The sequence below is a fragment of the Streptomyces anthophorae genome, from assembly GCF_049310305.1.
In the GTDB taxonomy this organism is placed as follows: Bacteria; Actinomycetota; Actinomycetes; order Streptomycetales; family Streptomycetaceae; genus Streptomyces.
In genome coordinates this window covers 7277146-7289054 of the sequence record NZ_JBLWQQ010000001.1, presented here as the reverse complement: position 1 = coordinate 7289054, position 11909 = coordinate 7277146, and the positions used below count along the sequence as shown (strand labels likewise).

General features: G+C 72.0%; 9 protein-coding genes. 2 read left to right on the top strand and 7 right to left on the bottom strand.

What is annotated here, in order from left to right:
* Positions 1-33: 33 nt before the first annotated feature.
* The 5 genes from ACNYS0_RS33140 to ACNYS0_RS33120 form a co-directional block, all read right to left on the bottom strand.
* Positions 34-2280, bottom strand: a complete 2247-nt coding sequence (locus tag ACNYS0_RS33140) for a molybdopterin cofactor-binding domain-containing protein (protein WP_422478869.1) — start codon at positions 2278-2280, stop codon at positions 34-36.
* A gap of 81 nt (positions 2281-2361) precedes the next feature.
* Complete coding sequence (locus ACNYS0_RS33135) at positions 2362-3081, bottom strand: GntR family transcriptional regulator (protein WP_422478867.1); 720 nt, start codon at positions 3079-3081, stop codon at positions 2362-2364.
* Between the two features lie 12 nt (positions 3082-3093).
* Positions 3094-4587 carry a nucleobase:cation symporter-2 family protein gene (locus ACNYS0_RS33130; protein WP_422478865.1) on the bottom strand — a complete coding sequence of 498 codons (1494 nt, stop codon included), beginning with the start codon at positions 4585-4587 and terminating at the stop codon, positions 3094-3096.
* A gap of 97 nt (positions 4588-4684) precedes the next feature.
* Positions 4685-6088 carry an amidohydrolase family protein gene (locus ACNYS0_RS33125; RefSeq protein ID WP_422478863.1) on the bottom strand — a complete coding sequence of 468 codons (1404 nt, stop codon included), beginning with the start codon at positions 6086-6088 and terminating at the stop codon, positions 4685-4687.
* Between the two features lie 131 nt (positions 6089-6219).
* Complete coding sequence (locus ACNYS0_RS33120; protein WP_422478861.1) at positions 6220-7404, bottom strand: glycoside hydrolase family 6 protein; 1185 nt, start codon at positions 7402-7404, stop codon at positions 6220-6222.
* A gap of 95 nt (positions 7405-7499) precedes the next feature.
* On the opposite strand from ACNYS0_RS33120, the gene ACNYS0_RS33115 reads away from it, so the two are divergent.
* Together ACNYS0_RS33115 and ACNYS0_RS33110 are read left to right on the top strand one after the other, a co-directional pair.
* Positions 7500-8213, top strand: a complete 714-nt coding sequence (locus tag ACNYS0_RS33115; protein WP_422478859.1) for a DUF5995 family protein — start codon at positions 7500-7502, stop codon at positions 8211-8213.
* Positions 8214-8295: 82 nt separating this feature from the next.
* The gene (locus ACNYS0_RS33110; RefSeq protein ID WP_422478857.1) at positions 8296-9231 is read left to right on the top strand and encodes an LLM class F420-dependent oxidoreductase; all 936 of its coding nucleotides are present in this window, start codon (positions 8296-8298) and stop codon (positions 9229-9231) included.
* A 21-nt stretch (positions 9232-9252) separates the two neighbouring features.
* Here ACNYS0_RS33110 and ACNYS0_RS33105 read toward each other — a convergent pair whose 3' ends face one another.
* Both ACNYS0_RS33105 and ACNYS0_RS33100 read right to left on the bottom strand, forming a co-directional pair.
* A complete protein-coding gene (locus tag ACNYS0_RS33105) occupies positions 9253-10956 on the bottom strand; it encodes a flavin monoamine oxidase family protein (RefSeq protein ID WP_422478855.1) in 1704 nt (567 codons plus the stop codon).
* 75 nt (positions 10957-11031) lie between these two features.
* On the bottom strand, positions 11032-11832 hold the full coding sequence (locus ACNYS0_RS33100) for a carbon-nitrogen hydrolase family protein (RefSeq protein ID WP_422478853.1): 801 nt from the start codon (positions 11830-11832) through the stop codon (positions 11032-11034).
* Positions 11833-11909: the final 77 nt, after the last annotated feature.

Here is an 11909-nt window from a genome sequence, read left to right as displayed (position 1 = left end):
TGGACCGTTTGGGGACCCAGGGCAGGGCCCGCCTCACCTCCCTTCTGCTACGACGACAATGTGTTCCGGCCGCACCGGCACCTTCGCCAACTCAAGACCCGTCGCGTCACGCAACGCGTTCGCGATCGCCGGGGTCGACGACAGGGTGGGCGGCTCACCGACGCCGTTGAGGCCGTACGGCGAGTCCGGGTGCGGAAGTTCCAGGAGGTCAATGGGCACGCGCGGCATGTCGGCGATGGTCGGGATCAGATAGTCCGTGAACGACGGATTGCGCAGTCGCCCCGCCTCCACGCGCAGTTCCTCCATCACCGCGAGGCCGAGCCCCTGCGCGCTGCCGCCCTCGATCTGGCCCGCCACGGCAAGGGGGTTCATCGCCTTGCCGACATCCTGCGCTGTGGCCAGCTCGACGACCTTCACGAGCCCCAGCTCGGTGTCCACGTCCACCACGGCCCGGTGCGCCGCGAACGCGAACGCGATGTGCGCGTCCCCTTGCCCGCGTGCGTCGTCGACGGGGAACGTGCGGCGGTGCGCGTACTCGTACTCGGCCTCCAACGGCCCGGCCTCGGCGAGCAGTTCGCTCAGCGGCCGGTCGCCCAACGCCGTGATCCGCTCGCGCAGCGCCTTGCACGCGCCCTGCACCGCTCCCCCGCTCATCCAGGTGATGCGGGACGCGGAGGACGATCCGGCGTCGCCCACCTGCGTGTCGGCGGGGAGCACGACCACGCGCTCGACGCCCAGCTCCGTCCGTACGATCTGCGTCTGTACGGTGACGATGCCCTGGCCGCACTCGGCCGCGGCGGTGTGCACCTCGGCGACGGGTTCGCCGCCGTTCAGGACGAGCCGCACGCGGGCGACGGAGCGGTCGTCGACGCCGCCGGAGAAGCCGATGGCCTTGACCCCGATCGCGTACCCGACTCCGCGCCGCACCCCCTCTCCGTGGCTGGTGTTGTTGAGCCCGCCCGGTTTCCCGAACGCCCCTTCCCCCGCTCCGGGGAGCGGTCGCGCCCGCAGCCGTTCCAGCAGCTCGGCCGCCGGCGCCGGGCCGTCCACGGCCTGCCCGGTCGGCAGCACCGTCCCGGTCGTCATGGCGTTCCTGATCCTCAACTCGACCGGGTCCATGCCGAGTTCGCGCGCCAGCTTGTCGAGGTTCGACTCGACGCCGTAGCAGGACTGGACGGCGCCGAAGCCGCGCATCGCGCCGCAGGGCGGGTTGTTGGTGAAGACGGAGAAGCCGTCGATCTCGGCGTGCGGCACGTCGTAGGCGCCGGCCGCGAAGTACGAGCCGTTGGCGATGACGACCTGCGAGGTGGAGGTGTAGGCGCCGCCGTCGAAGAGCAGCCTGGCCTTGACGAACACGATCCGGCCCTCGCGCGTCGCCCCGTGCTCGAACCACATGCGCGCGGGGTGGCGGTGCACATGTCCGTAGAAGGACTCCTCGCGGTTGTAGCTCATCTTCACCGGGCGGCCGGTGCGCAGGGCGAGCATCGCCGCGTGGATCTGCACGGACACGTCCTCGCGCCCGCCGAACGCGCCGCCCACGCCGGACAGCGTGAGCCGGACCTTCTCCGGCGGCAGGCCGAGCGCGGCGCACATCTGGTGCTGGTCGTCGTGCAGCCACTGCGTCGACACGTAGACGTCGACGCCGCCGTCCTCCGCGGGGATCGCGAGTCCGGACTCGGGTCCGAGGAAGGCCTGGTCCTGCATGCCGACCTCGTACGTGCCGCTGACGACGACGTCCGCCTCGGCGCGGGCGGCGTCCATGTCGCCGTGGCGGATGCGGACGTGCCGGACGACGTTGCCGTGCTTGCCGTCGGCGCGCGTTTCGTGGACGAGCGGGCCCAGGCCCCGCACGGCGTCCTCGGGGTCGGTGAGCGCGGACCGCTCCTCGTACGCGACGTCGATCAGCGCCAGCGCCCTGCGGGCCGTCTCGGGGTGGTCGGCGGCGACGAGGGCCACCGGCTCCCCCTGGTAGCGCACCCGGTCAGCGGCGAGCACCGGCTGGTCGGAGACCTTCATGCCGTAGGTCGCCCGTCCGGGAACGTCCTCGTGGGTGAGCACCGCCAGCACCCCGGGCAGCCGCAGCGCAGCGCTCGTGTCGAGCCGGACGATGCGGGCGCTCGGGTGCGGCGAGCGCAGGGTCGCGCCCCACACCATGCCCTCGGCCCGCAGGTCGGAGGAGTACGCGAAGTCGCCCTTGACCTTGAGTCGGCCGTCGGGTCGCGCGGTGCTGGCGCCGACGCCGTCACGGACAGCGGTGGCGGTGCCGGTTGCGGTGCTCACGGTCGTTCACTTCCCTTCTGGCTTGCGCTGAACGGGAGTTGATCGTGCGAACGTGGTGCGTTGCTTCAGCTGGTGACGGCGCTATTCGACGGGGCGTACGCGGCCGGGCTCGGATGAGTCCGAAGGTCCCGGCGCGACCGCCTGCGAGAGGCGGATGCGGAGCTTGCGGATGTGGTCGCGGGCCGCGAGGTCGGCGGCGTCCGGGTCGCCCGATGTCATCGCCTCGAAGATCCGGCGGTGTTCGGCGACGGCGAGCCGCGGCGCCTCCTGGCCGCGCCACAGCTGGTGCAGCGCGAGGTGGGCGCGGCCCTGGATGGTGTCGAGGGCGGCGGTGAGGTGCGCGTTGTCGGCCACCTCTCGGATCATGCGGTGGTACGCCATGTCCATCTCGATGTGGGTGCGCTCGTCGACCCCTGTGCCGACCTCCCGCTCGTGCCGTTCGAGGAGGTCGCGCAGTTCGGCGAGGCGCGAGGCGTCGAGCCGCTCGGTGGCCAGGCGGGCGGCGAGGCCCTCCATCACTTCACGGACGACGTACAGCTGCCGGACGTCCTCCACGTCGACGGTGGCGACCACGGCCCCCTTGTGCGGGACGTGCGTGGCGAGGCCGTCGTGGATGAGGCGCTGGACCGCCTCGCGCACCGGGCTGCGGCTGATGCTCAGCTGTGCGGCGAGGGCGGGCACCGAGAGCGGGTCGCCGGGACGCAGCCGGTTCGCCAGGACGGCGCCCTTCAGCTCCTCGTACGCCCGGTCCGCCAGGAGGCTGCCGGCCGCGACCGGATTGACCGCACGCTCTGCGCTCATCTCAACTCCCCCTCACTGCTTGCCCGTTGGAGATACATGTTGCATGTAATGTTCGGGCGCGTCAATGGATCCGACGTCCTCGGACGGCTCCTCCCGGTCCTTGTGCCGTTTCCCGAAGGGAAGGCGCAGGTGGTGGAAGAAGAGGTTCAGGAACACCGCCGTGAGCGTGCCGAGGATGATGCCGCTCTCGAAGAGCGCGTGCAGCTGCCGCCCCGGCATCTGCTCGGCGAACTGCGGGAACGCGGTGGGCAGGAAGCCCACGCCCACGCTCGCGGCGACGAGGATGGTGTTGCGCTGGTCGGTCAGGTCGGCCTGGAAGAGGATCTGCACGCCGACGACGGCGATCGTGGAGAACAGCACGATGGTCGCGCCGCCGAGGACGGAGGCCGGCATCGCGGCGACGATCGCCCCCACCTTCGGCACGAGCCCGAGCACCATCATGATCACGCCGGAGGACGCGACGATCCACCGGGACTTCACCCTGGTCAGCCTGATCAGGCCGATGTTCTGCGAATAGACGGTGCTGGGGAAGGAGTTGAGGACCCCGGCGACCGCCGTGGCCAGGCCGTCCGCCCGCAGGGCGCGCGTGACGTGCTTGCCCTCGACCTTGCGGTCCACGATCTCGCCGACGGCGAAGAACTGCCCGATGGACTCGACGGCGATGATGACCATGACCAGGACGATGGAGAGCACCGCGACGACGTCGAACCGGGGCGCCCCGTAGTGCAGCGGCGCCGCCGTGCCGAGCCAGGGCGTGGAGGAGATCCCGGAGAAGTCGGCGAACCCGGCGAACGCGGCCACGACCGTGCCGATGAACAGGCCGACCAGGACCGCCACCGTCGCGAGGAAGCCCCGCGACAGCTTGTGCAGCAACAGGATGACGACGAGCGTGACGGCGGCGAGCCCCAGGTGCGCGGGCGAGCCGAACGAGCCCTGGCTCGGGTCTCCCCCGCCCACCTGCCGGGCGGCGACGGCGAGCAGCGTGATCCCCACGATGGTCACGATCGTGCCGGTGACCAGCGGCGGGAAGAACCGTACGAGCCTGCTGAAGACGGGCGCCACCACGAACAGGGCGAGTCCCGCAGCGATCACCGCCCCGAACACGGTCGGCAGGCCCGCCTTCGCCCCGCCCGCCGCGAGCCCCACCGACACCAGGGAGGGCACCGCGGTGGTGGACGTGCCCTGCACCACCGGCAGCCTGATGCCGATGCCCGGCAGGCCCGCGGACTGGAGGAGCGTGGCGAGGCCGCAGGTCAGCAGCGAGGCGTTGACGAGGAGGGCGATGTCGTCGCCCTTCATGCCGATGCCCTCGGCGACGAGCAGCGGCATCACGACGGCGCCCGCGTAGAAGGCGAGCACGTGCTGGAACCCGTAGACGACGAGGCGCCACACGGAGGGCACGGAGTCGACGGCATCCTTGCGCGGCACCTCGGTGCCGACCGCCGCCGCTTCCGCCTCCGCCGCCGCCCCGCCCTGCGTTCCGTCCTGAACTTCCTTCTCGGACATGTGCGTTACTCCCTCCACCCGGTGGTCCGGGTGTTGTCTCGTGCGCACTTACCGGGGCCGTGGACGGACGGCCGCTACCTGTGGCTGTCTGTGGTTCTCAGTGCTGCCAGGGGGTGGTCAGCGGGGCGAAGCCGGCCCGGTGGACGAGGCGTTCGGCGCGTTCCTGGGCCTCCGCCAGCAGCGCCTCCTCGTCGACGAGCGTGCAGCGGCCGTTCTCGACGACGACGCGGCCGCCGACGACGGTCGTCTCCACGTCACCGCCGCGCGCGGAGTAGACGAGCGCGGCCACCGCGCGGTGCAGTGGGCGCAGGTGGGGGCGGTCGAGCGCGACCACGGCGAGGTCGGCGGGGGCGCCGGGCGCGAGCACCCCGGCGCCGTTGCCGACGTATCGGCCGCCCTCCCTGGTGGCGAGCTCCAGGGCCTCCTCGCAGCGCGCCACCGCCGGGTCGAGCGTGTCGAGACGCTGGGCGAACAGGGTCTGCTTCATGACCTCGAACATGTCTTGGCGGTGCCCCGCGCTCGGCCCGTCCGTGCCGAGCGCCACCACGGCCCCGGCCTCGCGCAGCCGCCGCAGCGGCATCACCCCGGAGGCGAGGTACGCGTTGGAGGCCGGGTTGTGCGCGACCGCGGCGCCGCGCTCCCCCACCGCCTTGGTCTCGGCGTCGTCGAGCCAGACGGCGTGCGCGAGGGTGGTGCGCTCGTCGAGGAGGCCCTCGGCCGCGAGCCAGCTCACGGGCCTGATCCCGTACGCGTCGAGGTAGCTCGCCGGATCCTTGGCGCCCTCGCTGCAATGCGTGTGCCAGCGGACGCCGAACTCATGGGCCAACCGGGCGGCCCCGCGCACCAGTTCCTGGTCGCCGTAGCTGAGGTTGAGCGGGGCGGGCCAGATCTCGACGGCGGATCCCGGCGGCCGGCTGCGCATGCAGTCGCGCGTGATGTCGAGTTCCTCCGCCACGGAGTAGCGGAACAGGTCGTCGGGCAGTCCGCGCGCGGCGGCGACGGCCGTCTTGTGCCCGATCATGCCGCGCGCGACGACGCCCCTCAGGCCGGTCGCCCCGATGGCGTCCGCCACCGAGAGAACCGTTTCGGCATCGGTCGGCGCGTAGTGGTTGTCGACGACCGTGGTGATGCCGGAGCGCAGCGCCTCCACCGCGCCGAGCGTCGCCGCGATCCGTGCGTCCTCGGGGTCCACCGCGATCGAGTACGGCCACATGAACTCGCACAGCCACGGCCAGATGGCCTTCCCTTCGCCGAGCCCCCTGGCCAGCGCCTGGAACAGGTGACTGTGCCCGTCCACGAACCCCGGCAGCACGGCCCGGCCCCGGCAGTCCACCACCCGCGCGGCCCGCCACCCGGCCTCGATCTCCGCCGCCGGGCCCACCGCCACGATCCGCTCGCCCGACACCGCGACGGCGCCGGGTTCGTACACGTTCCTCGCGTCGTCCACGGTGACCACGTGGCCTCCGGTCAACAAGAGGTCGCACTGCCGCACGGATTCCATCGAGCCTCCAGGGTCCAGGGATCTCGGGCATCGGCCATATTTCACATTGCATGCAACATATTCCGGCCACTGGAACTGTCAACCCCTCAAGTACGTACGGGACTTACCGGAGCGGCCGCCCGGTGATCGCTTCAGTCCGCCAGCTCGTACGCGTAGTCCGCCGTGAACGTCCCCGGCTCCCCCTTGCACCCGTCCGACTCCCCGGGCAGCTTCACCCACAGATACGCGTCGATGCGGGCCTCCCCGGTGCGCAGCGTCGGGGCCCGGCCCAGTTCGCGGCCGTCGGGGTCGCACCACTCGCCGTCGGCCGGGGCGCCGTTGCCGTTGCGGCTCGTGTCGATGACGGCGCCCAGGCCGCTCGGCCCGCCCAGCGCGGCGAGCACCTTGCGGGCGTACGCGATCTCGTCGGACGTCCGGTGGAAGTTGGAGACGTTCGTGAACACGCCGTCGGACGACGCGGCGGAGGCGGCGCCCGCCGCGCGCAGCCGTGCGGCCTGGGTGCCGGGCGGGTTCCAGGCGGAGTGCCCGCCGTCGTAGTAGACGCGGGCGCGCGGATTCGCGGACTTCAGGGCCCGGCCCGCGTGGGCCAACGCCGCGTACCGGTCGGCCTGTTGGCCCTTGGACAGGCACTCGGTCTGGGACAGCGCGTCGGGCTCCAGGATCACGATGACCTCGCGGGAGCCGAGGCCCCGCGCGAACCGCTCGATCCAGTCGCCGTACGCGTCCAGGTCGGGCGCCCCGCCCTCGGAGTGCCCGCCGCAGTCGCGGTCGGGGACGGCGTACGGGACGAGCACCGGCACCTGTCCGGCGCGCGCACCGGCCGAGGTGACCGCGCGCACCCGCGCGGTGATCGTGGCGGGGGCGTGGTCGGCGAACCAGACGGCGGCCGGGCGGTTCGCTATCCGGGACTCGATGAGCGGGCGGCGCGGGTCGGAGCGGTTGGCCCGCACCCAGTCGAGGACCTGGGAGTCGCCGTAGCGGTACAGGTCGCTCGCGGCCGGCGGGGCGCTCGACGGCTTCGGTCGCGCGGGGGCCGTCTTCTTGGGCTTCGGCTTCGACCTCTTTGACGGCGAAGGTGAGTTGCTCGTCGCGGACGGGGTCGGTACCGCGGGCTGCGGGGGCGGGCTCGGGGTGGCGCTGACGGTCGGGCGTGCCTCGTCCGCCTCGCCGCGCCCGTCGCCCATGGCGGAGACGAGGCCCGCCACGGTGCCGACGGCCACCACGGCCGAGGCCGCCGCCGCGAGTGCTCCGCGCACGGCGCCGCGGCGTCGCTCCGCCCGTCGTTCGGCCAGCCGTCGCGCGCGTGAGCCCGACACCGCACCCTCCCCCTTCAGGTCCGCCGTTCCCTCGTTCTGGGGAAGCCCCCGGCCAGCCGACGTCCGCGCAAGGCTACGACTGGGACGCTGCGTGCATGGCGCAGTTGGAGCGGTTCGCACAGGCCCGGATTCCCGCTCAGGGGGTCGACATCGTGATCGCACGGATGCGCGCGCTCGGGGCGGATCTGCCACCGCGCGACGGCGTGGCCGTCTTCAACCGGGTCTATCTCTCCGTCACGGAGGCGGTCGACCGGGCCATCGACGGCGGCCCCACGAGCGGCTTCGTGGACCGGGGAGCGGCGGTCACGCTGGATGTCCGGTTCGCCGAGCGCTATCTCACGGCGGTCGACGCGGCGTCCCACGGCGCGCGCCCGCCCGCCTGCTGGCGGCCCCTGTTCCAGTTCCGCCGGCATCCCGGCGTACGCCCCTTGCAGTTCGCGCTGGCGGGCATCAATGCGCACATCGGGCACGATCTGGCGCTCGCCGTCGTGGACGCGTGTCGCACGCTGGGCTGCGAACCGGGTGCCCTGGAGGACGAGTTCGAGCGCGTGGGCGACCTCCTCGTCACGATGGAGGAGCGCGTCCGCGAAGAGCTGATGCCGGGCCCCGACCTGCTCCAGGTCGCCGATCCGCTGACCCATCTGCTCGGCGCGTGGAGCCTGGAGCGCGCCCGCGACGGCGCGTGGGGCGCGGCCCGCGCGCTGTGGGCGCTGCGCGACCTGCCGTCCGTGGAGGCCGAGTTCGCCCACCGCCTCGACGCTTCGGTGGGCCTGGTCGGCCGGATGCTGCTCACCCCGCTGCCGGACTGACCCGGCCGCCGCGCCGGGAACATCCGTACCGCACAGGCGCGTTGACACCACGACCCACGCTGTCGAGCAAAGGAGCACGAGCATGGCGACGACGACCCGACTCGGCCTCGGACTGCCCCAGATGAAGCAGTACGACATCGGCAGGGACGTCCCGGACGTGGCGCGCGCGGCGGAGGCCGTGGGCTACGACAGCCTGTGGGTGTTCGAGCGGATCCTGTTCCCCGAGCCCGCCACCCAGGGCCTGTACGGAATCCCGGGCCTGCCCTGGCCCGACCAGTACCGCTCGGTCGCCGATCCGCTCGTCGCGCTCACCCTCGCGGCGTCCGCCACGTCCCGCGCCCGGCTCGGCACCAGCGTCCTGGTGGCGCCGCTGCACGTCCCGTTCCAACTGGCCCGTTCCCTGGCCTCGTTGGACGCGGCGAGCGGGGGCCGCGTCGTCGCGGGGCTCGGCACGGGCTGGTCGCACGACGAGTACGCGGCGGCGGGCGTGGCCCCCTTCGAGCGGCGCGGCAAGGTGCTCGACGAACTGCTCGACGTGTGCCGCGCGGTGTGGGGCCCGGACCCGGTGGCGTACGAGGGAGAGCTGACGAAGATCGCGCCGTCCGTGGTCGGCCCCAAGCCCGCCGGCCCGCTGCCGATCCTGCTCCCGGCGAACAGCCCGAGGTCGGCCCGCCGTCTGGTCGACAAGGCGGACGGGTGGATGCCCGCCGCGATGGGGGCCGAGGGCCTCAAGCAGCAGTGGGACCGGCTCCAGGCCCTCGCCGAGGAGCGCGGCCGCACCGCTCCCCTCCAGACGGTGCTGCGCGCCAACGCGACCTACTCGCGGGAGCCGTACACCGGAGAGGACCGCAAGCCGTTCCAGGGCAGCGCCGACCAGATCGTGGAGGACCTGGTCGCGCACGACGAGGTGGGCCTGGAGGAGATCCTGATCGAACTCCAGGGCCAGGCCCGCGACGCCCAGGAGCTCAAGGACGTCGCGGCGGAGGTGTACGAGAAGGCGCGGGCGGCCGGGGTCTAGCTCCTCTGGACCTCTGGTCCTCTAGTCCTCCGGGAGCTCCACCGGCGCGATCTCCTCGAAGACGTCGCCCGGGCCGGGGTTCGACGCGTCCGTGCTGCCGCCGAGGTGGTGCATGACGCCCCACACGGCGTTCAGCGCGGTCTGCACGGCGCCCTCGGCCCACCCGGCCGTCCACGAGATGTCGTCGCCGGCGAGGAAGATGCCCCGCCGGTCCTCGGGCAGCGTCTCCTGCATGAAGTGCGTGAACAGGCGGCGCTGGTAACGGTAGTGGCCGGGCAGGTTCGCCTTGAACGCACCCATGAAGTACGGCTCGTTCTCCCAGGACACGGTCACCGGGTTGCCGATGATGTGCTTGCGGATGTCGACCTTGGGATAGATCTCGCCGAGCGACTTCAGCATCACTTCGAGGCGCTCGTTGGCGGACAGCGGCAGCCACTTGAGGCTGTCGTCGCACCACGTGTAGGAGAGGCAGATCGTGGCGGGCTTGTCCGGCCCGTCGTCCAGCAGGTAGGTGCCACGGGTCATCCGGTCGGTCAGCGTCATCGACATGACGTCACGGCCGGTGTCCTCGTCCTTGTCGAGCCAGAACGGCCGGTCGACCGGCACGAACAGTTTGCTGGACTCCATGTAGTGCGTGCGCTCGATCGCCGTCCAGTGGTCGATCGGGAACAGCGAGTCGTCGCAGTCGACCTTGGACAGCAGCATCCACGACTGGGCGGTGAAGATCGCGGCCTTGTACGTGCGGATGTCGCCGTCGGCGTCCGTCACGGTGATGTGGTTCCCGGCGGTGCGGGACAGCCAGGTGACGGCCGGGCGCGGCTTGCCGTCGACGTGCAGGCTGGACAGCGAGGTACCGGGCGCCCAGTGCACGATCTTCCGCGGCTCGCGCTCCCACAGGCGCAGCGGCAGCTGCTGCGAGCCGCCCTCGATGCCGCGGTGGTGGTCGTCGGCCTCGGTGTAGACGACGCGCAGGATCTCCAGGATGGAGTTCGGGAAGTCGGTGTCCCAGCCGCCGGTGCCGAAGCCGACCTGGCCGAAGATCTCCCGGTGCCGGAAGGACTTGAACGCCTCGGACTCGCAGAGGAACCCGTAGAAGGTCTGGTTGTCGAGCTTCTCGACGAGCTTGCCCCAGATCTCGCGGATGCGCGGCACGTCGCGCTCGCGCATCGCCTGGTTCATGTCGGAGAAGTCGGCGCCCTCGTCGAGGCACTTGTTCCAGGCCTCGGCGACGTCCCTGTACACCTGCGGCAGATCGGCGATCGTCTCCGCGTAGTGGGACTCGCCCTTGAGGTCGACGACGGTCGAGGGCGTGGCCTCCGAGAGCGGGTTGGGGAACGCCCGCGTCTTCAGTCCGACCATGTCGATGTAGTGCTGAAGCGCCGTGGACGACGGCGGGAAGCGCATCGCGCCCATCTCGGCGGTGAGGCCGGAGGCCTGCGCCGGTGTGCCCTCGAAGCCGACCGTACGCAGCCGGCCGCCGATCTGGTCCGCCTCGTACACGACGGGCTTGAGGCCCATCTTCATCAGCTCGTACGCGGCGACGATGCCGGACAGGCCGCCGCCGATGATCGCGACCTCGGTGCCGTGCTCGGTCGCGGGTATCTGGCCGAGGCCCGCCGGGTGGGCGAGGAAGTCGTCGTACGCGTACGGGAAGTCCGGCCCGAACATCGTGATGGGCGGCTGGCCCTCGGTGTGCTGGGCGGCGGTGGGCACCGTGGACGTCATGGGGTGCGGACTCCTTGCGGGGTACTGAAGTGCTGGGCAGGAAGCGGGAGTTGAGGCGGGGCCGGGGGCCGGGCCTCAGGAGGCGAGCGGGCCGTACAGCGCCGGGCGGCGGTCGCTCAGATACGGGTTGGCCGCACGGGAGGCGGCGAGGAAGTCGGGGTCGGCGTCGGCGAAAACGAGCTCCTCGCCGCGCCCCGCGCGGGCGCGGGCCACCCCGTCGGGTCCCGCGAGCGTGGAGAGCCCGACGAACTCGAACTCCCCTTCCGCGCCGACCCGGTTGACGTACGCGACGTACAGCTGGTTCTCGAAGGCGCGCACCGGCACGACCGATTCGGCGACGAACTGGAAGGGGTGCATCTGCGCCGTCGGCACGAGCAGCAGGTCGGTGCCGGCGAGGGCGTGCGCCCGGACGTTCTCCGGGAACTCGACGTCGTAGCAGATCATGAGGCCGACCCGCAGACCGTTCACCTCGGCCTGCACGACGGGCTGCTCGCCGGGCGTGAACTGCTCGCGCTCGAAGCAGCCGAAGAGGTGCGTCTTGCGGTAGTTCGCGAGGCGGGCGCCCTCGGCGGAGATCAGCTGTACGGAGTTGAAGACCATGCCGTCGGGGTCGCCCGCGCGCTCCGGATAGCCGTAGGCGACGGCGAGGCCGTGCCGGTGCGCGATCTCCGCGACCGCGTCGGCGGCGTCCCCGTCGGCGGGCTCGGCGAGCCGGGCCACGTCGTCACCGATCGCGTACCCGGTCAGGAACATCTCCGAGGTCACGAGGATCCCGGCGCCCACCGCGGCGGCCCGGCCCGCGGCCGCGTCGAGAACCTTGAGGTTCGCGGCGGTGGAGCCGGGGTGTCCTGAGCTCTGGAGCAGGGCGGTGCGCATGGGTGTCCTCAACCGGTACGGGGCGGGGTTCGGGGTCACCAAAAAGCTACGGGGGGACCACCACCGTGGACAAGAAC